The following is a 20847-nucleotide window of genomic DNA, read 5'->3' as shown; positions in this document are numbered from 1 at the left end:
CCTTGCTTACTCGGACGAATTGCGGTCAGGCGGTTTTTCGGGCAGCGCGGCGGCCGAGCGCATGATGCGAAAGCACCATGAACGGAGCGCCCGGTTCGGTTTCGACGAACAGCGTCAGCGCATCCACCAGCACCGGCTGCTGCAGCACATCGGCGAACAGGCTGTCAATTGCCGCGCGCAGACGTTGGCTTTCCTGCGGCCCGGCCCGGCCGGACAGTGTCATGTGGAAGCGAAAGGTCTCAAACACATAGGGATAGCCCCACTGGCAGAGATTGCGGAACTCGGCCGGCTTCAGCGAATCCGGGCTGCGCCGCTCGATCTCGGCCTCGGTGAGCGGCGCGCGAAAACGGTCGAAGCTAAGCACGACATCATCGGCGAAACGGTTGAGCGGCGGCAGCGGGCCTTCCGGCAGCAAAGCGAAGAAACCATCGATCTGGCTGACGACCAGGCGCGGGATGGTGACCGTCGGCATTGCTTCGGCAAAGGCGTCCAGCGCCGCGCGCAACGAGCTTTCGGTTTCGTTGGCGGCCAACCGGAAGGGCGCTTTCAGCGTCGCATGAAAACCGTAGCGCCGCGCCGATGCGGTGTGAAAGGCGACTTCGGCCGCCGACAGCTCGCCCACCGCCTCGACCGGCCTCGCGGCGGCGCCAAAGGGGTCGCGGCCCAGCCAGTTGGCGGCGATCCGCGCCAACGGCTCGTCCTGCCTTGGGGTGAAATAGATGGCGTAGCGCATCGAAAATCCTCCTTAAAGCGCGCCGAAACCGAACCGATGGCGCGACGCGCTTTAAGTCTTTAATTTGCTGCATGTCGTCATCCCAAAAAAGCTGCGCACTTTTGGGCGACATGCACTAGCCCGCTGCCATAAGTGATTTCCATGACGGATTGACGAAGCTTATGCGGGTTTTCGAAGGCAAATCGACCCCATGGATCGTTAGCCGACGATTTTTCGCTGCTGGACTAACAGCTTCCGGCGCAAGCGAAGGCCGATCAGGCCTTCGTCAGCCACTCGTGCTCGGGCGCGTTGTGGAACTTCCACGTCCGCTTCGGCCCGGCCATGACGTTGAGGTAATAGAGGTCGTAGCCGTGGCAGGCGGCGCAGGGGTGATAGCCCTTGGGCACCAGCACAACATCGCCGTCCTCGATCGCCATGGCTTCGTCCAGCTCGCGGGCGCCGGTCTTGTCGGCGTCGGTGTAGACGCGCTGGAAGGCAAAACCCTGCGGCGGGTTGAGGCGGTGGTAGTAGGTTTCCTCGAGATAGGATTCGGCAGGCAGATTGTCCTGGTCGTGCTTGTGCGGCGGGTAGCTCGATGTGTGGCCGCCGGGCGTGATGACCTCGACCACCAGCAGCGAGTCGGCGGGCTTGCCCTCGGGCAATATGTTGGTGACGTAGCGCGTGTTGGTGCCTTTGCCCCGAGTCTCCTGGCCGAGGTCGTCGGGTGCGATGACGCGAATGGGCAAGCCGCCGCCCAGGCCCGGCGCCGAGCAGACCGCGAGTTCGAGATCGGTGTCGGCGGTGACCGACCAGTCCGAACCCTCCGGGATATAGACCGACCACGGCTTGCCCTCGAAGGGCGACATGCGCTCGCCGAGCAGGCCGAGTTCCTGGCCGCCGGCCTTTGCCGTGCCCTTGCCGGTGACGAACACCAGGCAGACTTCGCGATCCTGCGTCTTGCCGGATGCGGTCTCGCCCGGCTTCAGCCGGTGCAGGTCGAAGCCGACATAGGTCCATCCGGCGCTTTTGGGCGTGACATGGGCGACGCGGCCATGGCCCTTGTCGGCTTTGACGAGCAGTTTCGACATGTTTTGTCTCCTATCGCAAGTCTTCGAGGTCGGCCTCTCAACTTCGTCATCCTAGGGCGAAGCAGGAACGAAGCTCCGTCGCGAAGACCCTAGGATGACGAAGCGAGGGACGTTCCGGCAATCACCGACGTAGGCGATACGCCAGGTGTCGAGTGTCCGACCCGCAAGCCCTTCCGAGCCGCGGCCGCTTCATTCCTTCGGTTCGGCGTCCGCCTTCGCTTCGCCGGTCTGCGGTCGATCAGGCGCAGCCTTGCTCTCCTCCACCGGCTTGTAAAGATAGAAGAACTGCCACACCGCGTAGGCGGCAAAGCCGAGCGCAATGATGCCCCAGAATGGGGTGCCGGAGGCGAATTCTATTCCGGCCCAGATCACGCAGACGGCGACGACGGCAACGCGCCGCCACAGCGGCCGGAAGAACGGGTGCTCGTAATCCTTCATCGGATCGCCTCAGGCATTGGGAAAGCCTTGCGTTTCCACGGCGTAGCCGGCAGCCGTCATCACGCGCATCAATTCCTTGTGGCCGACCTGCGCCATCTTGAGCGGCGGGTTCTTCTTCGGGTCCTGCTCGGCCTCGACGACGAACCAGCCTTCATAGCCATGGTCGGCGAAGCGCTGCACAATGGCGCCGAAATCGAGCGAACCGTCGCCGGGCACCGTGAAGGCACCGAGCGCCACGGCGTCGAGAAAGGACTGTTTCGTGCGGTCGAGCCCGTCGATCACGCCCATGCGCACATCCTTCACATGGACATGGCTGATGCGCTTGTGGTGGTTGTCGATGGCGCGCAGCACGTCGCCACCGGCAAAGGCGAGATGCCCTGCATCGAGCAGCAACGGAATGCCTTCGCCGGAATGGCGCATGAAGGCATCGAGCTCCGGCTCGGTCTCGACCACTGCCGCCATGTGATGGTGATAGGACAGCGGCATGCCTTGCTCGGCGCACCATTCGCCGAATTCGGTGAGGCGCCTGGCATAGGCCCTCATCTCGTCGTTGGACAATTTCGGCTTGGTGGCGAGAGGCCTGGAGCGATCACCCTGGATCGAGCGGCCGACCTCGCCATAGACGATGCAAGGCGCATTCACCGCCTTGAACAGGTCGATCATCGGCTGGATGCGATCCTTGTTCTTGCCCATGTCCTCATCGACCAGCGTGCCTGAGAACCAGCCGCCGCACAGCGTCACGTCGGCCTTTTTCAGGATCGGCAGCATGATTTCGGGGTCGTTTGGGAAACGCCGGCCCATTTCCATGCCGGTGAAGCCGGCAGAGCGCGACTGGCGCAGGCACTCTTCCAGCGAGACGTCGTCGCTGAGTTCGGCAAGATCATCGTTCCACCACGCAATGGGGGACATGCCCAGTTTGGCTTTCAAGTTTTAGCTCCGGTTTCTTGTTCACCCTCCCGTTGTGGGGAGGGTCGCTGCGAAGCAGCGAGGTGGGGTGCGGCGCCAGCCCCCCACCCGGACCTTCGGTCCGACCTCCCCACAAGGGGGAGGTAGGGGGCAGCGCTGACTTAGCATCAATCGCCAATAGTCTGCATCTGCCGCTTTTCGTCATAGGCCTTGCGGGCTGCGTTGACCTGCGGCCGTGCGGAGACTTCCGGCACCGCGACATCCCACCAATGGCCGCCGGCATCGGTGGAAATCAGCGGGTCGGTGTCGATGACCAGCACGGTGGTGCGGTCGTTGGTTTTCGACTTTTGCAGCGCGGTCTCCAGGCCGGTGATCGACGGCACCTTCTCGGCAATAGCGCCCATGCTGGCCGCATGCGCCGCGAAGTCGATGTCGGGCAAGATCTCGTGGCGCGCGTCCTTCAGGAGGTTGTTGAAGTTGGCGCCGCCGGTGGCCATCTGCAGCCGGTTGATGCAGCCATAACCCCTGTTGTCGAGCACCACGATGGTCAGCTTCAGGCCAAGCATCACCGACGTGGCGATTTCGGAATTCATCATGAGGTAGGAGCCGTCCCCGACCATTACGACGACCTCCTGGTCGGGCTTGGCCATCTTGGCGCCGAGCCCGCCGGCAATCTCGTAGCCCATGGTCGAGAAGCCATATTCGCCATGGTACGAGCCGGGCGCGCCCGCCTGCCAGAGTTTATGCAGTTCGCCCGGCAGGCCCCCCGACGCATTCAGCAAGGTCACGCCGGACCCCAGCGCGCGCTGCACGGCGCCGATCACCTGCGCATCCGAGGGGAAGGCGGCGTTGGTCGACGCCGTCACCTTGGAGGCTTCGGCCTGCCAGGCCTTCTTGCCCCGGGTCGCATTGTCGGTCCATGTCGCCGGTGCTTTCCAGCCCCCCAGCGCCGCACCGAGTTCGACAAGCCCTTCGGCCGCGTCGGCGACCAGCGGCAGCGCACGATGCTTGCCGGCATCGAAAGGCTGCACGTTGAGTCCGATGATGGTCTTGCCGGAATTCTTGAACAGCGCCCATGAGCCGGTGGTGAAATCCTGCAGGCGGGTGCCGATCGCCAGCACGACATCGGCCTCTTCCGCCAGCCGGTTGGCCGCGGACGTGCCGGTGACGCCGACTGCCGCCATGTTGAGCGGATGTGTGTCGGGCAGCGAGGATTTGCCGCCTTGCGTCTCGCAGACCGGAATGCCGGCGCTCTCGGCCAATTTCGCCAGTTCATCCGAAGCCTGCGAATACAGCACGCCGCCGCCGGCGATGATCAGCGGTTTTTTCGCACCCTTCAGCGCGGTGACCGCCGCCGCCAATTCATGCCGGTCCGGACGCGGCCGGCGCTGGTGCCAGACGCGCTCGGCGAAAAAGCTCTCGGGATAGTCATAGGCCTCGGCCTGCACGTCCTGGCAGAGCGACAGCGTCACCGGGCCGCATTCCGCCGGATCGGTCAGCACCTGCATGGTCCGCGCCAATGCCGGGATGATCTGCTCGGGACGGGTGATGCGGTCGAAATAGCGCGACACCGGACGGAAGCAGTCATTGACCGTCGCTGTGCCGTCGGAAAAGTCCTCGGCCTGCTGCAGCACCGGGTCGGGAATGCGGTTGGCGAAGACATCGCCCGGCAAAAACAGGACGGGCAACCTGTTTACATGGGCGAGCGCCGCCGCCGTCACCATGTTGAGCGCACCGGGGCCGATCGATGAGGTCGCGGCCATGAAACGGCGGCGGAAATTGGCCTTGCCATAGGCGATCGCCGCATGCGCCATCGCCTGCTCATTGTGGGCGCGGAAGGTCGGCAATTCGTCGCGCAGCTGGTACAGCGCCTCGCCGATGCCGGCGACATTGCCGTGACCGAAGATCGCCCACACACCGCCGAAGATGGGCACTCGTCTGCCGTCGATCTCGGTCATCTGCTTGCTCAGAAAGCGGGTCAGCGCCTGCGCCATCGTCAGGCGGATTGTCTTGCTCATGGTGTTTTCCTCCGCAGTCCTCTTGCCGCGCCTTTATGCTGCTTTACGGCCACGCGCGGCAAGCCACGCTTCGGTCAACTGTTCGAAGCGCGCGGCCATGTCGGCGATAGCCTCGTCATCCGTCATCTTGCCCGCCAGCCATTGTTCGGCGGCGTGGACGAAGATGGTGCGGCCGACGGCAAAGCCCTTGACGATCGGCGCCTTGGCGGTGGCGGCAAAGGCCGCTTCCAGTTCGTCCTGCGGCGCTTCGAGACCCAGCAGCACGACGCCACGACACCAGGGATCGTGCTTCAGGATCACCGCTTCGATCTTGGCCCAGGCGCCGGCCGACGCCTGCGGTTCGAGCTTCCACCAGTCCGGCTTGATGCCAAGCGCATAGAGTTCTTCCAGGGCGCGCGGGATCGTCGTGTCATCGAGCTTGCCGTGCTTGCCGGCGATGATCTCGACCAGAAGCTCCCGGCCGACCTTCCGCGCGGCTTCGAACAGCGAGCGCAGCTTCTGCTGCTGCTCTTCCTTGAGCTCTGCCGGATCGTCGGGGTGATAGAAGCACAGGCATTTGATGCAGTGGTCGACCGGCCATTCCACCAGTTGCGAGCCGATGTCCTGCGAGAACTCGAAGCGCAGCGGCCGCGAGCCCGGCAGTTCGACGGGACGGCCGAGCCAGGCAAAGGGGTGGCGGGCGAATTCGAACATCGCCTCGCGGCCATGCTTCTCGTCGATCAGCATGCCATAGCCGTCGCGGCCGGCGGCGACTTTTACCGCGGCCTTGACCGCCAGCACCTTGAAGTCGCGGATGCGCGCCGGGTCGGCGCCGGTCCTGGCGGCGACGTCCTCGAGCTGCACACGGTGGTCGCAGGCGAGCGCCATCATCGAGGGGATATCGCGGCGGCGGGTCGTCGCCCAATGGATGTGGTTGATCGCCTCGTCCTTGCGCAGAGCGAGATCCTTGCTGCCGTTCTTGAGGAAGAACTGCAATTCCTCGAAGGTCGGATATTCCGGCGCGCAGAGCAGCCGCGACACGGCAAAGGCGCCGCAGGCATTGGCCCAGGTCGCCGCTGTCGCATGATCTTCGCCACCCAGCCAGCCGCGCAGGAAACCGGACATGAAGGCATCGCCCGCGCCCAGCACATTATAGATCTCGATCGGAAAGCCCTTGCCGACGATACCGTCTTCCAGATCGTCGCTGATCGGCCCGTCATAGACGATGCAGCCCATGGCGCCGCGCTTCAGTACGATGGTTGCGTTGGACAGCGCGCGGATCGTCTTCAGCGCGCTCAGGCAATCGTCGGCGCCCGAGGCGATCATGATCTCTTCCTCGGTGCCGACGATGAGGTCGCAATCGGGCAGCACCGTCTTCAGCTGGGCCGAGACGCGGTCGGATTTGACATAGCGCTCAAAACCCTCGGCATGCCCTGCGAGTCCCCAGAGGTTGGGGCGGTAGTCGATGTCGAACACCACCTTGCCGCCCCTGGCCTTGATGATGCGGATCGCCTTGCGCTGGGCGGCGTCGCTGTTGGGTCGGGAAAAATGCGTGCCGGTGACGACGATGGAACGGGCCGAGGCGATGAAGGCTTCATCGATGTCTTCTTCGGCGAGCGCCATGTCGGCGCAGTCGCTGCGATAAAAGATCATCGGCGAGACGCCTTCGCTCTCGACCGAAAGCAGCACCAGAGCCGTCAGCCGTTCCTTGTCGGTCTTCAGCCCGTCGACATTGACGCCTTCGCGCCGCAGCTGCTCGCGGATGAAGCGGCCCATCTGCTCGTCGCCGACGCGGGTGAGCAGCGCCGAGCGCAGGCCTAGTCTCGCCGTGCCAACCGAGATGTTGGCCGGGCAGCCGCCGACCGATTTGGCAAAGGAGGTGATGTCCTCCAGCCGCGAGCCGATCTGCTGGCCGTAAAGGTCGACGGAAGCGCGACCGATGGTGATGACATCGAGCGTCGCCTGTTTGGCGTCCACGGCTTCGCTCATTGGAACCTCCCGTCGGTCTTGTTGTCTTGAGCAACGTAGTTGGGGGACACGCGCGAGCGGCAGCGTGGCGCCGGGAATATGAAATAATAATTCCAATCCATAGTCAATATGGAATGAGCATTCCTTCCTTTAAAAGTGCCGAAGAGCGATGGCTGCTGGAGACTTAGGATGGAGACCCGTTACCGCGCAACCAGATGTGGATCGAGACGAGTTTGAGGGGGAAAGCCGCCAGCCGACAAAACGATTCGGTTATGAAAAAGCACGCCAGACCACACTCCCAAGGTCGGGAGAGTAGCGGGCGATGATAGCCTCCTGATCATTTTCCTGCGTCAGAGTTACCTGCTTCCCAGTAGCGTCACCTAGCAATCGCACAAAGCGGTCAAGGTGCTCAATCTCAGTTTCTCCGCTGACTTGCCTAGGATCGAAGTCGAACTCGATTTCGACAACGGTGAAGAAGTGACATGCAAGCTGGATTGGCCCGACGTAAAAAGAAAGTAGGCTGTCTGTTTCGCTTTCCAGGGCGGCTTCGACCCCCAATGGCATCGATTCGATCTTGCCGGAGACACTGAAATTGGCAGGCGGGGTCCATTCGAGGAGGATGTCCCAGACGGCCTGCCAATCTGCCTCAGACGTGTTCAGAACGTAGATATCTCGCCATGAGCCGTCCCAGCGAAATCCGATGCGATCTGTTCCCAATTCATGCATGAACCATTCTCGATGAACTTCGGTTCTAGCATGGCATACGGGATGATCCCTTTCCACAGATCCCAAGTCCGCATTTTCCGGACGGAAAACCGCTTCACGCCTTTTTCTGGGATTGCCTAGACCTTGCGCTTCTTTCCGGTGCTGCGCCGCTTCTCGCCGACGCCGACGGTGAGCGCCATGGCCAGCGCCATGGTGGCCGACAGCGAGCGGAAGCCGGCGAAATCGGCCTCGGCGACTTCGAACCAAACCTTGGCGAACTGCGCTAGTGGCGAAAACGAACTGTCGGTGATGGCGACGATCGGCACGCCCTGTTCGGAAATGGTGCGGGCTTCCTCGATGGTGGCCGGTGCGTAGGGCGAGAAGCTGATGGCGATGACGGCGTCGGCCGGGGTGGCGAAGGCGACCATTTCGGCATTGAGGCCGGCGGCGGATTCGATCAGCTGGTTGCGGATCTTCAGTTTGCCCAAGGCATAGGCGATATAGCTTGCCACCGGGTAGGAGCGCCGCTTGGCCAGGACATAGATGGTCTCGGCCTTGGCCAGCAGCGAGATCGCGTCTTCCAGATGCGCCTCGTCGAGCGTTCGCGAAATATCGTTGAGCGAAGTGCTGGCGGCGGCGACGAAGCCGTCGAAGATGGCTCGGTGTCCAGCACCCGCATCGGCCTTGGCGCGCAGCGCCTGAAGGCGTTCGTCATAAGAGGAATTGCGCTCGCGCAGCCGCTCGCGAAACACCTGCTGCAAGCTGGTGAAGCCGTCAAAGCCTAGTTGCTGGGCAAAGCGGATCAGGGTGGACGGCTGCACGCCCGCCGAAGCAGCGATGCTGGCGGCGGTGCCGAAGGCGATGTCATCAGGGTTGTCGAGCGCGTAGGCGGCGATCTGGGCGATGCGCTTGGGCAAGGTTTCACGGCGATCGAGGATCGTGGCGCGCAGCGTCTCGAAGTCGCGAGGTACCCGTTCGTCCATCGTCGCCCCGTCCAAGCTCACCTAAAGCGCGTCGCGGTGAAACGGATGTGCGATGCGCTTTAAGTCTTTGTTTTGATGCATGCCGTTGTCCCAGAACCGCGGCACACTTCTGGGCGACATGCATTAGAGCATGATGCCGAAAAGTGTGCAGCGGTTTTCGGACGACATCATGCTCTCTTTAACCCAAGTGACGTCCTCTCTGCCCCATCATAGCGAGCCTGCGCAAGAAGGCCATAAAAAATGAGGCAGACATTCCATTCGGAGAAGAAATGGACTAATTCATCCATCGATCGCTTAAGGTATTGGGAGAAAGAAATGGTCGGCGTTGGTCTTATTGGCACGGGTTTCATGGGCAAATGCCACGCCATTGCGTGGAGCGCCGTCGGCGCCGTCTTTCCCGATGTCGCCAAGCCGAAGCTGGTCCATCTCGGCGAGGTCAACGAGGAGCTGGCCAAGCGCAAGGCCGGTGAGTTCGGCTTCGCCAAGGCGTCGGGCGACTGGCGTGCCGTCGTCAACGACCCCGAGGTCGATATCGTCTCGCTGACCACGCCCAATCAGTTCCATCCGGAGATGGCCATCGCTATTCTCGAAGCCGGCAAGCATCTGTGGTGCGAGAAGCCGATGGCGCCGAGCTTTGCCGAAGCAGCGGCGATGGCGGCCGCGGCGAAGAAGTCCGGCAAGGTCGCAGCGCTTGGCTACAACTACATACAGAGCCCGGCCATCCGCCACATCGGCGCGCTGCTCGAGGAAAAGATCATCGGCGAGGTCAACCATCTGCGCATCGAGATGGACGAGGACTTCATGGCCGACCCCGAAGCGCTGTTCTTCTGGAAGCATGAGGCCGCATCCGGCTATGGCGCGCTCGACGATTTCGCCGTGCATCCGCTGTCGCTGGTCTCGACGCTGTTCGGCCGCGTCGCAAAAGTCATCTGCGACATGGCCAAACCCTATGTCGACCGCAAGCTGGCCAGCGGCGGCCGCCGTGCGGTGGAGACCTACGACATCGCCAGCGTTTTGATGCATCTGGAAAACGGCATTGCCGGCACGCTGCTGGTCAACCGCTCGGCCTGGGGCCGCAAGGGCCGCATCGCCATACAGATTTTCGGCTCCAAGGGATCGATCCTGTTCGACCAGGAGCGGATGAACGAAATCCAGCTCTACGTCACCGCCGATCGCCCGACCGAACAGGGCTACCGCACCATATTGGTGGCGCCGCACCACAAGCCTTACGACGCCTTCCTCCCGGCGCCGGGCCATGGGCTCGGTTTCAACGACCTCAAGATCATCGAGTGCCACGAATTGCTGACGCGGCTTGCCGGCAAGCCGGCACGGGTCATCGAATTTGCCGAAGGGCTGGAGATCGAGCGCACCGTGCACGCGATGGCGAGGTCGTTCGAGGAAGAGCGCTGGGTGGATGTGCGGTAAACCCGCTCGCTTCAGCCGCCAGCGACAGCGTTCGCCTCCCAGCCACTGACCCAGACCTGGCGCAGGCGATCGCCTTCGCCTTTGAAGCGCAGCCCGGTCGCTCGGCAGTCGGCGATGCGGTCGCTGCGGAAATTGCGGATCGCCTGGCGCAGTTCACACCAGGCGACGATGTTGGCGGTTTCTGAATAGTAGATCAGCGCGATCGGACGGATCAGCCGCTCGGAGGCGCGGCCGATTTCGTCGCGATAGGACAGGTCGAGCTTTTCCTCGTCGCGGATTGCGCGGCGCACCAGCGCCAGATCGATGGTGCCGATTGCCGGCGCAGCGAACCCCCAGACATGCAGTGCGTTGGCGTCGAACGCCTGGCGTAGTGGCGGCGGCACGGCGCCGGCGATCTTGGCGCTGACGCGCTTGGCCGCCTGCTTGAGTTCGCTGTCTCCCGTGCGCTCCAGCAGCGCCAGCGACAGGACGATCGCTTCCATCTCCTCGATCGAAAACATCAGCGGCGGCAGGTCGAAGCCGGGCCGCAATATATAGCCGATACCGCGCCCGCCTTCGATCGGCACGCGCATCGCCTGCAGTGCGGCGATGTCGCGATAGATCGAACGCATCGTGACTTCCAGCTGCCCGGCGATCATGGCTGCCGTCACCGGCTGCCGCGCCAGCCGCAGGATCTGGATAATCTCGAACAGCCGCGACGCCTTGCGCATTTCCTCTCCCTGATGAACGCTACTGACACATCCCCGTCAGTTGGGATGATTTATTGGACTGCCTATCGGGTTGAAAATCAACGAATTCCTCAACGGCACCCCAGCAGGAAGCGACAGGCAACTGACATGAGCTACGCGGAAAATCTCTGGCTGTTCTTTATCCTGCTGTCCGGCATCATCATCTTGCCCGGCATGGACATGCTGTTCGTGCTGGCCAACGCGCTCACCGGCGGCCGCGACCGGGGCCTCGCCGCCACCGGCGGCATCATGGTCGGCGGCATCGTGCACACGCTGAACGGCGCCATCGGCGTCGGCCTGCTGATGCATTTCGTGCCGATCCTGTACAAGCCGCTGCTGATAGCCGGCGCCGCCTACATGGCCTTCATCGGCATCTCGCTGATGCGCAGTTCCATCACCGTCAGCCATGGCGGGCCCGCCGGCAGCCGCACGGCCTGGAAGGCCTTTCGCCGGGGACTGGTGACCTGCCTGATCAACCCGAAGGCCTATCTCTTTATATTTGCCGTCTATCCGCAGTTCCTGAAGCCGGATTACGGCCCGATCTGGATTCAGGCGACGGTCATGGGCTTGCTGACTATGCTGACGCAGGCCGCCATCTATGGCGGGCTCGCCATCACCGCCGGCCGCAGCCGCAATCTGCTGGTGGCCAACCCGCGGGCGACCGCTTTTGGGGGCCGGGCGGCCGGACTGCTGCTGTTTGCGGTCTCGGTGTTTACGGCATGGGAAGGGTTGAGGGCGGCGTGATCCCAATCAAGCGATGACGCCGCGTTTCTTCGCCTCGGTGCGGCGCTTGCGGATCACTGTCCCGGTCTTTTCGTCGTCGAGGGCGGCAGCTACCCCGTCCGCGAGACCGATGACGTCATGACCGCCTCACGCCCTCGCCCAAGACGACGAGAAGCTCGTCCAATTGGTCGAACGTATCGCCCATCGCATCCGCCGCCCCGGTACCGGCCGCGTCGAGAGCCTCCTTCGAGGGATAGAGTTCGTGCATGACCAGCAGCGTCTTGCCACCCTTTTCCTCGAAGGTCAGCGTGGTGACGGGTCCACCGTCACCACCTTCCTCATTGGTCCAGACGAGGCGTGAGTGGGGTGTCACTTCGATATACCTGCCGAAGAATTCGTGAAGGTCCGAGGCGTCGTGGCCGAACACCAGGCGGTACGTGCCTCCGGTACGAGCATCCATCTCGCATGAACGCAGGAACATGCCCATCGACTTCGGCACCCACCACTGCTTGAACAGCTCGGGCTTGGTCCACGCCTCGAACACGATGCGCGCCGGACCGTTGACTGTTCGCGTGACGACCAGCTCCCGTTCGGACTTCCGTTCGACCGTGGTGCGGCTGTTCGTGGGCTCACTCTCGGTTCTTTGGCGCATCGGCTTTCTCCTTCCGTTTCAATTCCTCGACAACCTTGTCCAACTCGTTGAAGCGTGCGTCCCAGAGCAGGCGGTGCCGCTCGATCCAGGCCGCCTCTTCCTCCAGTCCGCGCAGGCCGAGCTTGCAGGTCCGCACGCGGCCAACCTTCTGCGTGGTGACGAGCCCCGCCTGCTCCAGGACGCCGACGTGCTTCTTCATGCCCGTGAGGGTCATGTGGAACTTTCCGGCAAGCTCGGTGATCGAAGCGTCTGCGCGTCCGAGCTGCTCCAGAACGCCACGCCGGGTGGCGTCCGAGAGCGCGGCGAACGAGGAATCCAAGTCGGTATACTGAACCATACGGTTCAGTATTTAGCAGACCGGTTGCCGGGGTGCAAGGGGAGCCGCAGCGTCCTTCCCGCGCATCGCCTCGTATCAGGCGGCGCCCGGCCGGTTCTCCATCATGGCGCGGCGGGCTGAGCGGCGCCATTCTACGGCGCCGGCGAGGCCGTGCAGCACCGTCTCTGTGGTCGCCCAGTCGATGCAGCCATCTGTGATGCTCTGGCCATAGACGAGCGGCTTGCCTGATACCACGTCCTGCCGGCCGGCGACGAGATTGCTCTCGATCATGACGCCGATGATACGCTCGTCCCCTGCTGCCACATGGCCGGCGACATCGGCCGCCACCTTCGGCTGGTTCTCCGGCTTCTTGCTCGAGTTCGCGTGGCTGACATCGATCATCAGACGGGGGGCGACGCCGATGCGGGCAAGTTCGACCGAGGCCGCCTCGACGCTCGCCGCATCGTAATTCGGCTGAACGCCGCCGCGCAGGATGACGTGGCAGTCCTCATTGCCGGTAGTAGTCGCAATGCCGCTGCGTCCGCCCTTGGTCACCGCCATGAAATGATGCGGCTGGGCGGCGGATTTCACCGCCTCGGCGGCGATCCTGAGATTGCCGTCGGTGCCGTTCTTGAAGCCGACCGGGCAGGACAGGCCGGAAGCCAGTTCGCGGTGGATCTGGCTCTCGGTGGTGCGCGCGCCGATGGCGCCCCAGGCGACGAGGTCGGCAATGTATTGCGGCGTCGTCATGTCGAGAAATTCGGTGGCCGAGGGCAGGCCGAGATTGTTGACCGCCGACAGCACGTTGCGCGCCATCCGCAGCCCCTTGTCGATGTTGAAGCTGCCGTCGAGATCGGGATCGTTGATAAGGCCCTTCCAGCCGACAGTCGTGCGCGGCTTTTCGAAATAGACCCGCATGACGATCTCCAACCGGTCGGACAGGGTCTCGCGCAGCGCCACTAGCCGGCTGGCATAGTCAACGGCGGCGACCGGGTCGTGGATCGAACACGGGCCGACGATGACAAGCAGCCGGTCGTCGGTGCCGTTCAAGATGGCATGGGTGGCGTTGCGTGATGCGCTCACGGTGCGCGTTGCCGTCAGCGTGCGCGGGATCTCCCGCATCACCTCGTCCGGCGTACTCAATTCTCGGATTTCCTTGACCCGAAGATCGTCTGTGGTGGTCAACACGGCTTTCTGCTCCTGTTTTTAGGAGACCTGCCGGCTGATACAAAAAAGCCGCCAGGTCTGGCGGCTGTTCGGACTTGTTGCTGCAATCTTCAGATCGAGCGCAATCCTCCCGCCGCCAGCGAGCTCGTAAAGTACCAATAGGTGGCGGTCAGGTTGATCATGAGGCTCATATAGTCGATGCCGAGGCGCTTGTCACGTCTCTGATCGCGCTACGCATTGTCCCAGTCTGAGATGTGCTCCTGGCCCTGCGGAAACCAGATGCCGCGCCGAAGGAAGTTGGCTCCGTCAATATTGGGTAAGACGTGATTCTGGTCGAGATCGTTCATGTCCTTGATGACCTCGATACGGATGACTTTCTCGGGGGACCGAAGGCAAATCCGAAGAGTTGCAGGGCGTCAGCTTCCGACCGCGCGGTGATGCCGACGCTAGGGGACCGTCTGGTGTAATCAAGTGAGAATGCATTCAATGTCCTCTTGAGGGCGCATCTGTAGCTGCTCCTGGCGCTCATGCCGTCCATGCATCGAAGAGTTCAAGCCCTAAGCCTTCGAAATGTTTCGTATTGCGCGTTGCCAAGGTGAGCTCGTGCGCAATTGCAGTGGCTGCGATCAGGCCGTCCATCGACGATAGACCACGACCGCGGCGCTTGCCAAAACCCATCAGGTCGCCCCAGGCCAAGGCAACCGCATCGTCCACCGGCAAAACCCGCTGTTCGAAGCGCTGGGGCAGGTCCCGGGCGAGCCATTCGGCCAGCGCCTCGCGTTTGCGGCCCTCATCCATCAGAGAGACGCCGCGCCGGATCTCGGCGATCGACACTACGCTGATGAAGGAGCGGTCCTCATCAAGCTCGTCCAGCCAGCCCAGGACACGTGCGTCAGGCGCTAGCCTCGTCACCTCGGACAGGACATTCGTGTCGAGCAGCAGTCTCACGGCGGCAGGTCACGCGGTTCGTCGCGCTGACGTTCAATCTCGAGATCGGCGCCGCGCAGCGGCGAGTCCAGCAGGAACTCGGCAAGCGTACCCTTGCGTGCGATCTTGCGCTGCCATTCCTCGGCCGAGACGACAACCACGCTTGGTTTGCCGTTCTTGGTGATCGTCTGCGGCGAGGACTGTGCGCGCTCGATGACCTCGGAGAGCCGGGCTTTTGCCCCGGCAACCGTCCAGTTGGTGTCTTTGGATGACGTTAGCATCGCATGCTCGTGACTAGCCTGACTATCATGACTATGTGGGAATGGCGATGTTGCTGCAACAGGGTTTGAGGCTACTCCGGCGAGGTCCCCGCGACGTTCTGGTCGTAGTCAACCAGCGAGCCGGTCATGACACCGGATTGCGGGCTGGCCATGTAGCTGATCAGCCGCGCCAGTTGGTCGGGCTTCACCAGTTTGCCCATGGGCTGGCCGGCCTCTGCCTTTGCCAGCCAGTCGTCGGAGGCACCGTGCCATTTCTTCTGCACGATGTCCTCGCCCTCGGTGTCCATCCAGCCCGGCAGCACGGCGTTGCAGCGGATGCGGTTGAAACGATAGGCGTTGGCGACGTTCTTGGTCAGCGTCGCCAGCGCACCCTTGCTCGAGGAATAGGGCGCCAGGAAGGACTGGCCGCAATGCGCCGACATAGACAGCACGTTGACGATCGAGCCCGGCGCCTTCTGGTCCAGGAGATGGGCCACCACGCCCTGCATCAGGAAGAACGGGCCGCGCACGTTGGTCTGGAAAATCTGGTCGAAGGTCTCCTCGGAGGTTTCGACCAGCGACCCGCGCGCGGAGGTGGCTGCGGCGTTGACCAGCGCGTTGATGGTGCCGAAATGCGAGACGGCGGTGGCGACGGCACGCTTGCAGTCGGCCACCTTCGAAACGTCGGCGCTGATGAAGATCGCGTCGACGCCGGCGTTGTTGAAGTGGGCGACCGCCTTGTCGCCCTTCTCCTGCGAACGGCCGATGAGCGCCAGCGCCTTGCAGCCCTCGTCGGCCAGCGCTTCGGCGACGGCAAAGCCGATGCCTTGCGCGCCGCCGGTGACGATAGCGCGCGTGTTCGAATTGCGATCGGCGGATGTGCTCATCGCTCTGCTCCTGTGCCTTGGTTCCGGTTCTTACTTGTCGAGACGGACGGTCTTGCCTGATGTCGCCGACTTCAGCGCGGCATCGGCCAGCTTCAGCGCCACGAGGCCGTCGGCGCCGCTCGGCGATGCCTTCTTGCCCGAGGTTGCAGCAGTGATGAAAGCGGCAATCTCGATGGCGTAGGCGTCGAGATAGCGGGTCATGAAGAAGTCGTGCAGCGGCGGGCGCGTATAGCCCTTCTCATTGGCGACCTCGATCGACACAGGCCGCTGGTTTTCGGCGGCGACCATGCCCTTGGAGCCATGCACCTCGATGCGCTGGTCGTAGCCATAGGTGGCGCGGCGCGAATTGGAGATGACGGCCTGCTTGCCGGACGCGGTTTCGAGGATGACGCTGACCGAATCGAAATCGCCGGCCTCACCGATCTTCTTGTCGACCAGAACCGAGGCATGGGCGCTGACCGCGACCACCTCTTCGCCGAGCAGGAAGCGCGCCATGTCGAAGTCGTGGATGGTCATGTCGCGAAAGATGCCGCCGGAGCGCTTGATATAGTCGATCGGCGGCGCACCGGGATCGCGCGAGGTGATGGTGACCATCTCGACCTTGCCGATCGCGCCGTCGTCGATCGCCTTGCGCACGGCGGCGAAATGCGGATCGAAGCGGCGATTGAAACCGACCATCAGCGTCGCCTTGGCCTTGTCGACCACGGCCAGGCATTTCTCGACACGCTTGACGTCGAGGTCGATCGGCTTCTCGCAGAAGATCGCCTTGCCGGCCTTGGCGAAACGCTCGATCAGATCGGCATGGGTGTCGGTCGGCGTGCAGATGACCACGGCGTCGATGTCCTTGGCCTTCTCGATCGCGTCGATGGTGCGCACTTCGGCGCCATAGGCGGTTGCCAACTCGGTCGCCGCCTTTTCAAAAGCGTCGGCAACGGCCACCAGTCTGGCCTGCGGGTTGGAGCCGACGGCGCGGGCATGGACCTTGCCGATGCGGCCGGCACCGAGGAGGGCGAAACGAACAGTCATGGGGTATTTCCTCTAGGGGGATGGGTTCGAGAGAGTTGTGTCTCCACCTTCCTTTTGAGAAAGGTGGCAAGATAATTTTTCGAGCACGCCAGAAAACAGGATGACCATCCTGTTCAGGCCGCGAGTTCCGCCTCCCCGGTCTTGGCGCCGGTGATGTAGGAGACGATGTCGTTGCCGTCGGTGTTTTCCTTGCGCAGGTTGGCGACGATGCGGCCGCGCCGGAAGACGACGATGCGATCGCACAGGTCGAACACCTGGCGCATGTTGTGGCTGATCAGGATCAGCGGCTCGCCATTGTCCTTCAGCGTGCGGATGATGTTTTCGACCTGCGCCGTCTCCTGCACGCCAAGGGCTGCCGTCGGCTCGTCCATGATGATCAGCTTGGAGGCGAAGGTCGCGGTCCGGGCGATCGCAACGCACTGGCGCTGGCCGCCCGACATGTGGCGAATGGTGTTGGACAAATTGGGGATTTTCACTGCCGTGCGGATCAGCGCCGCCTCGGTCGCCTTGCGCATGTATTTGCGGTCGAGGATCGAGAACGGGCCGAGATTGAAAAGCACCTTTTCGCGGCCGAGGAACAGGTTCGACGGCACGTCGAGATCGTCGGCCAGCGCCAGGTTCTGGAACACGGTCTCGATGCCCGCCGTGCGCGCTTCGATCGGCCCGGCAAAATTCACTTCCCTGCCGTCGAACCAGATCTGGCCACTGGTGCGTTGCTCGACGGCGGTGATCTGGCGCACGAAGGTCGATTTGCCGGCGCCATTGTCGCCCATGATGGCGACATGCTCGCCCTTGCGCAGCTCGAAATTCGCGCCTTCCAGCGCGTGCACGCCGCCATAACGCTTGGTCAGGTTTTCGGTCTTCAGGACGATGTCTGTCGTGGAGATATCTGGCATGGTCAAGCCCTCAATGCCCGCATGCGCTGGCGCCATTGGTCGAGAACGACCGCGCCGACGATGATCACGCCCTTCACCATCTCCTGATAGTAGGCGTCGAGGCGCAGGAAGGTGAAGCCGGAAATGATGACGCCGAAGATCAGCGAGCCGATCACGGTGCCGACGATCGAGCCGCGGCCGCCCGACAAAGAGACGCCGCCGATGACCGCCATGGCGATGGCGTCGAGTTCGTACATGACGCCCATGCCGGACTGTGCCGTCAGGTTCTTGGAGGAGAGCACGACGGCGGCCAGCGCGGCGAGGATGCCGGCAATGACATAGACGAGGATCTTGTGGTTGGCGATCTTGATGCCGGACATGCGTGCGGCATCCTCGTTGGAGCCGATGGCGTAGCAGTGCTTGCCGTAGCGTGTGTAGGTCATGATCAGCTGGAACAGCACCGCCAGCGACAGGAAGATGATGACCGGCATCAGGCCCTTGCCGATACCAGCGAAACTTTCGGTCGGAAACGAGATCGGCTGACCCTTGGACCACCATTTGGCAATGCCGCGCGCGGTCACCATCATGCCGAGCGTGGCGATGAACGGCGGAATGCGCGTGTATGCAATCAAGGAGCCGTTGACGAGACCGGCGAGCAGACCGCAGCCGATGGCGACCAGCACCGGCACGATGACCGGCAGGTCGGTCCAGCCTTGCGCCAGGAACATCGCCTTGGGGTTGGGGTTACCGTTGACCGTCGCCACCTGGGCAAAACTCATGGCGATCATGGCGGTGGCGCCGACGATCGAGCCCGAGGACAAGTCGATGCCGCCGCAAATGATCACCTGCGTGACGCCGATGGCGATGATGCCGACGATCGACACCTGCAGGATGATGATCTGCAGGCGGGCCTCATTGAAGATCCCGGCGACGTTGTCGCGCGTGTTGAACAGGAAGCTGTCGCCAAGAAAGATGCGGCCGATCATTTCAAAGATGACGACCAGAATGACCAGCGCCAGGAAGACGTTGAATTCGGCCGGCCATGTCCGCCTCTTCGCGTCATAGCTGACCCCGCCGACGCCATGAGATGTCTGTGACATGTCTGTCCTCCGTGAGGCGGCATTTGCCCTCCCGCACGTAAGGGCGGTGAGGGAAACGGGAGCGGCGCGATTGATGCGCCGCTCCGTTAGTCGAACGAGTCGCCGGCTCAGTTCTTCTTCAGGAACTTGTCGATGTTGGCTGGCGTCACGAGTTGGAAGGGCACGTAGACCTTGTGCTCGACCTTCTCGCCCTTGGCGAGCTTCAGCGCTGCGTCCAGAGCGCCGGCGCCCTGGCCGGCCGCATCCTGGAACACGGTGGCATCGAGGTCGCCGGCCTGCATGGCGGCAAGCGCGTCCTGCGTGGCGTCGACACCGCCGACGACGACCGTCTTCATGTCGATGTTGGCGGCCTTCATCGCCTGGATGGCGCCGATGGCGCTTTCGTCATTGTTGGCGATGACGCCGTCGAACGGCTTGCCGGTTGACAGCCAGTTGGTCATCAGGTTCTGCGCTTCGTCGCGGTTCCAGTTCGAAGTCTGCTTGTCGATGATCTTGATGAAGCTGCACTCCGGCGTGGCGATCACCTCTTCGATGTCCTTGGTGCGCTGCACGGCGGCCTGGTTGGAAAGCTCGCCCATGATGACATAGACATTGGCCTCCTTCTTGCCGGCCTCGGTGAACAGGCGGCAGACTTCCTTGGTCTCGAGCGTGCCGGAATCGGCCTCGTTCGACGCGACGAAGGCCTGGTTGTCCGGCAGCGTGTCGACATTGACCGGCTGGCGGTTGACATAGACCAACGGGATCTTGGCGGCTGCGGCGGCGTCCGACATCGCCTGCGTGGCCGAGGTATCGACCGGGTTGACGATGATGGCGTCGACGCCCGAGGCGGCGAAGTTCTTGATCTGGTCGAGCTGCTTGGCGACGTCGTTCTGCGCGTCCTCGACCTGCAGTTCCACGCCGCTCATGCCCTTGGCCTGCTCGATCATGCCGTTGCGCAGCACGGTGAGGAAGTTGTCGTCGAACTTGGCCATCGACACGCCGACCTTGGCGGCAAAAGCGGACGAACTCATCAGCGCCGCAAAGGCGACGCCCAAAATCAGTTTCTTCATTGTGTTTCTCCTCCACATTGGTGTCCGGCTGCACCGATCTACCCGGAATCCCCGATAGCCCGAGGAATCTCTCCCTGATGCCTTCCTGTTCCGTATGGCGTTTTGTCCAAGGGATGGAACGCCAGGCTCCCAGTTTGAAACAGATGTTCCGGAACGAAAGAACCAAAATACCAATCTGATGAAATATTTATTCCATTTCTTCGCGAGACGTCAAGAGCGATTCCTAAGTCGGAAAGCGGATTTTCGGTCGCCGCGCCGCAATTTCACGTCGAATCAAGGCCGACAGCGGCCCAGGCCGAGTCTGAAGGCAGACTCTGATAGATTCTATCATCGCCGGGAGAGCCCACGCCGAACGGGTCGGCGCGGCAACGCGTTAGATATTTTCCGGCAGATAGATGTCGAAGGGCAGAAAGGTCTGGCCCGGCGCGTTGGCGGCGCCGGCCTCGATGGAATGCGCCATCAGGTCGACAAGCTCGCGGCACAAGGCGGCGAGCGGCGTCGAGATCACCATTGTCAGGATGTTGTCGGCGAGTGCCGCGCGCGATTCGGCGTTGATCTCGTTGCAGACGACCACCGGCATGTTTGCGGGCTTCGCTGCGCGCAGCGCCGAGACCGCGCCTTCCATGCCGCCGCCGGCGACATAGCAGCCGGCAATATCCGGATACCGCACCAGGAGATCGATCATCGCATCGTGGGTGACCTGGTTGGCTTCCAGATTGACCAGCGTTTCCATCACCGTGAAGTCCGGCGCATGTTCGCGGAAGAAGGAGCGAAATCCGATCTCGCGCAGTTCATGGCCGTGGAAGCGATGACTGCCGACGAAAAGGGCGACCTTGCCGGGGTTCTTTGCCGCCCTGGCGATCATCCAGGCCGCGGTGCGACCGACCTTGCGATTGTCGAGGCCGACATATCCCT

General features: G+C 62.8%; 22 protein-coding genes. 2 read left to right on the top strand and 20 right to left on the bottom strand.

The window, feature by feature from the left end; translation table 11 throughout:
- Window positions 1-25 precede the first annotated feature (25 nt).
- From NKI61_RS25805 to NKI61_RS25770, 8 genes are all read right to left on the bottom strand, one after another.
- Window positions 26-733 carry a DUF1045 domain-containing protein gene (locus NKI61_RS25805; protein WP_023687399.1) on the bottom strand — a complete coding sequence of 236 codons (708 nt, stop codon included), beginning with the start codon at window positions 731-733 and terminating at the stop codon, window positions 26-28.
- Window positions 734-987: 254 nt separating this feature from the next.
- Window positions 988-1800, bottom strand: coding sequence for a 5-deoxy-glucuronate isomerase (gene iolB, locus NKI61_RS25800; protein ID WP_352459959.1), 813 nt, complete (start codon window positions 1798-1800; stop codon window positions 988-990).
- A gap of 189 nt (window positions 1801-1989) precedes the next feature.
- Window positions 1990-2238 (bottom strand): hypothetical protein, encoded by a 249-nt coding sequence (locus NKI61_RS25795; RefSeq protein WP_023687401.1) that lies wholly within the window; start codon window positions 2236-2238, stop codon window positions 1990-1992.
- Window positions 2239-2247: 9 nt separating this feature from the next.
- Entirely contained in the window at window positions 2248-3165 is a 918-nt protein-coding gene (iolE, locus tag NKI61_RS25790; protein WP_352459961.1) for a myo-inosose-2 dehydratase, read from the bottom strand.
- Window positions 3166-3311: 146 nt separating this feature from the next.
- Window positions 3312-5162: a 3D-(3,5/4)-trihydroxycyclohexane-1,2-dione acylhydrolase (decyclizing) gene (iolD, locus tag NKI61_RS25785; protein ID WP_352459962.1), complete on the bottom strand. Its 1851-nt coding sequence runs from the start codon at window positions 5160-5162 to the stop codon at window positions 3312-3314.
- 33 nt (window positions 5163-5195) lie between these two features.
- Window positions 5196-7130 (bottom strand): bifunctional 5-dehydro-2-deoxygluconokinase/5-dehydro-2-deoxyphosphogluconate aldolase, encoded by a 1935-nt coding sequence (locus tag NKI61_RS25780; protein WP_352841502.1) that lies wholly within the window; start codon window positions 7128-7130, stop codon window positions 5196-5198.
- 249 nt (window positions 7131-7379) lie between these two features.
- Complete coding sequence (locus NKI61_RS25775) at window positions 7380-7835, bottom strand: hypothetical protein (RefSeq protein WP_352841499.1); 456 nt, start codon at window positions 7833-7835, stop codon at window positions 7380-7382.
- Window positions 7836-7951: 116 nt separating this feature from the next.
- Window positions 7952-8797, bottom strand: a complete 846-nt coding sequence (locus tag NKI61_RS25770) for a MurR/RpiR family transcriptional regulator (protein ID WP_023714510.1) — start codon at window positions 8795-8797, stop codon at window positions 7952-7954.
- Window positions 8798-9112: 315 nt separating this feature from the next.
- Between NKI61_RS25770 and NKI61_RS25765 the strand changes: the two genes are divergently transcribed.
- Window positions 9113-10222, top strand: a complete 1110-nt coding sequence (locus NKI61_RS25765) for a Gfo/Idh/MocA family protein (protein WP_023687403.1) — start codon at window positions 9113-9115, stop codon at window positions 10220-10222.
- A gap of 11 nt (window positions 10223-10233) precedes the next feature.
- Here NKI61_RS25765 and NKI61_RS25760 read toward each other — a convergent pair whose 3' ends face one another.
- Window positions 10234-10932, bottom strand: a complete 699-nt coding sequence (locus NKI61_RS25760) for a helix-turn-helix transcriptional regulator (protein WP_023687404.1) — start codon at window positions 10930-10932, stop codon at window positions 10234-10236.
- Window positions 10933-11058: 126 nt separating this feature from the next.
- Between NKI61_RS25760 and NKI61_RS25755 the strand changes: the two genes are divergently transcribed.
- Window positions 11059-11694 carry a LysE family translocator gene (locus NKI61_RS25755; RefSeq protein WP_352841496.1) on the top strand — a complete coding sequence of 212 codons (636 nt, stop codon included), beginning with the start codon at window positions 11059-11061 and terminating at the stop codon, window positions 11692-11694.
- A gap of 115 nt (window positions 11695-11809) precedes the next feature.
- Here the strand turns inward: NKI61_RS25755 and NKI61_RS25750 are convergent, their stop codons facing one another.
- The 11 genes from NKI61_RS25750 to NKI61_RS25700 all read right to left on the bottom strand — a co-directional run.
- On the bottom strand, window positions 11810-12325 hold the full coding sequence (locus NKI61_RS25750) for an SRPBCC domain-containing protein (RefSeq protein WP_352841494.1): 516 nt from the start codon (window positions 12323-12325) through the stop codon (window positions 11810-11812).
- Window positions 12303-12662 carry an ArsR/SmtB family transcription factor gene (locus NKI61_RS25745; protein WP_023672338.1) on the bottom strand — a complete coding sequence of 120 codons (360 nt, stop codon included), beginning with the start codon at window positions 12660-12662 and terminating at the stop codon, window positions 12303-12305. The genes NKI61_RS25750 and NKI61_RS25745 overlap by 23 nt, the downstream gene beginning before the upstream one ends.
- Window positions 12663-12737: 75 nt before the next feature.
- Window positions 12738-13829: a 3-deoxy-7-phosphoheptulonate synthase gene (locus tag NKI61_RS25740; RefSeq protein WP_352595125.1), complete on the bottom strand. Its 1092-nt coding sequence runs from the start codon at window positions 13827-13829 to the stop codon at window positions 12738-12740.
- Between the two features lie 504 nt (window positions 13830-14333).
- On the bottom strand, window positions 14334-14756 hold the full coding sequence (locus NKI61_RS25735) for a type II toxin-antitoxin system VapC family toxin (RefSeq protein WP_352841492.1): 423 nt from the start codon (window positions 14754-14756) through the stop codon (window positions 14334-14336).
- Complete coding sequence (locus tag NKI61_RS25730; RefSeq protein ID WP_352841490.1) at window positions 14753-15016, bottom strand: type II toxin-antitoxin system Phd/YefM family antitoxin; 264 nt, start codon at window positions 15014-15016, stop codon at window positions 14753-14755. Before NKI61_RS25730 ends, NKI61_RS25735 begins: the two co-directional genes overlap by 4 nt.
- A gap of 71 nt (window positions 15017-15087) precedes the next feature.
- Window positions 15088-15882 carry an SDR family oxidoreductase gene (locus NKI61_RS25725; RefSeq protein WP_352841488.1) on the bottom strand — a complete coding sequence of 265 codons (795 nt, stop codon included), beginning with the start codon at window positions 15880-15882 and terminating at the stop codon, window positions 15088-15090.
- A gap of 30 nt (window positions 15883-15912) precedes the next feature.
- Window positions 15913-16908 carry an inositol 2-dehydrogenase gene (gene iolG, locus NKI61_RS25720; RefSeq protein WP_023805775.1) on the bottom strand — a complete coding sequence of 332 codons (996 nt, stop codon included), beginning with the start codon at window positions 16906-16908 and terminating at the stop codon, window positions 15913-15915.
- 113 nt (window positions 16909-17021) lie between these two features.
- Window positions 17022-17804, bottom strand: a complete 783-nt coding sequence (locus NKI61_RS25715) for an ATP-binding cassette domain-containing protein (protein ID WP_027049093.1) — start codon at window positions 17802-17804, stop codon at window positions 17022-17024.
- Between the two features lie 2 nt (window positions 17805-17806).
- Window positions 17807-18883: an ABC transporter permease gene (locus NKI61_RS25710; RefSeq protein ID WP_023687413.1), complete on the bottom strand. Its 1077-nt coding sequence runs from the start codon at window positions 18881-18883 to the stop codon at window positions 17807-17809.
- Between the two features lie 107 nt (window positions 18884-18990).
- Window positions 18991-19932 (bottom strand): sugar ABC transporter substrate-binding protein, encoded by a 942-nt coding sequence (locus NKI61_RS25705; protein ID WP_023684065.1) that lies wholly within the window; start codon window positions 19930-19932, stop codon window positions 18991-18993.
- Window positions 19933-20305: 373 nt separating this feature from the next.
- The coding region (locus NKI61_RS25700; RefSeq protein ID WP_352841486.1) for a substrate-binding domain-containing protein at window positions 20306-20847 on the bottom strand (542 nt) is incomplete at its 5' end.

It is taken from the genome of Mesorhizobium sp. M0514, assembly GCF_040321145.1.
GTDB lineage: Bacteria > Pseudomonadota > Alphaproteobacteria > Rhizobiales > Rhizobiaceae > Mesorhizobium.
This window is presented reverse-complemented; position numbering and strand designations above follow the sequence as displayed.

Bases quoted from the DNA above. Each gene is read 5' to 3' on its own strand.
- NKI61_RS25805 (WP_023687399.1), bottom strand. From the start codon at position 733: ATGCGCTACGCCATCTATTTCACCCCAAGGCAGGACGAGCCGTTGGCG.
- iolB (WP_352459959.1), bottom strand. From the start codon at position 1,800: ATGTCGAAACTGCTCGTCAAAGCCGACAAGGGCCATGGCCGCGTCGCC.
- NKI61_RS25795 (WP_023687401.1), bottom strand. From the start codon at position 2,238: ATGAAGGATTACGAGCACCCGTTCTTCCGGCCGCTGTGGCGGCGCGTT.
- iolD (WP_352459962.1), bottom strand. From the start codon at position 5,162: ATGAGCAAGACAATCCGCCTGACGATGGCGCAGGCGCTGACCCGCTTT.
- NKI61_RS25780 (WP_352841502.1), bottom strand. From the start codon at position 7,130: ATGAGCGAAGCCGTGGACGCCAAACAGGCGACGCTCGATGTCATCACC.
- NKI61_RS25775 (WP_352841499.1), bottom strand. From the start codon at position 7,835: ATGCATGAATTGGGAACAGATCGCATCGGATTTCGCTGGGACGGCTCA.
- NKI61_RS25770 (WP_023714510.1), bottom strand. From the start codon at position 8,797: ATGGACGAACGGGTACCTCGCGACTTCGAGACGCTGCGCGCCACGATC.
- NKI61_RS25765 (WP_023687403.1), top strand. From the start codon at position 9,113: ATGGTCGGCGTTGGTCTTATTGGCACGGGTTTCATGGGCAAATGCCAC.
- NKI61_RS25760 (WP_023687404.1), bottom strand. From the start codon at position 10,932: ATGCGCAAGGCGTCGCGGCTGTTCGAGATTATCCAGATCCTGCGGCTG.
- NKI61_RS25755 (WP_352841496.1), top strand. From the start codon at position 11,059: ATGAGCTACGCGGAAAATCTCTGGCTGTTCTTTATCCTGCTGTCCGGC.
- NKI61_RS25750 (WP_352841494.1), bottom strand. From the start codon at position 12,325: ATGCGCCAAAGAACCGAGAGTGAGCCCACGAACAGCCGCACCACGGTC.
- NKI61_RS25745 (WP_023672338.1), bottom strand. From the start codon at position 12,662: ATGGTTCAGTATACCGACTTGGATTCCTCGTTCGCCGCGCTCTCGGAC.
- NKI61_RS25730 (WP_352841490.1), bottom strand. From the start codon at position 15,016: ATGCTAACGTCATCCAAAGACACCAACTGGACGGTTGCCGGGGCAAAA.
- NKI61_RS25725 (WP_352841488.1), bottom strand. From the start codon at position 15,882: ATGAGCACATCCGCCGATCGCAATTCGAACACGCGCGCTATCGTCACC.
- iolG (WP_023805775.1), bottom strand. From the start codon at position 16,908: ATGACTGTTCGTTTCGCCCTCCTCGGTGCCGGCCGCATCGGCAAGGTC.
- NKI61_RS25715 (WP_027049093.1), bottom strand. From the start codon at position 17,804: ATGCCAGATATCTCCACGACAGACATCGTCCTGAAGACCGAAAACCTG.
- NKI61_RS25710 (WP_023687413.1), bottom strand. From the start codon at position 18,883: ATGTCACAGACATCTCATGGCGTCGGCGGGGTCAGCTATGACGCGAAG.
- NKI61_RS25705 (WP_023684065.1), bottom strand. From the start codon at position 19,932: ATGAAGAAACTGATTTTGGGCGTCGCCTTTGCGGCGCTGATGAGTTCG.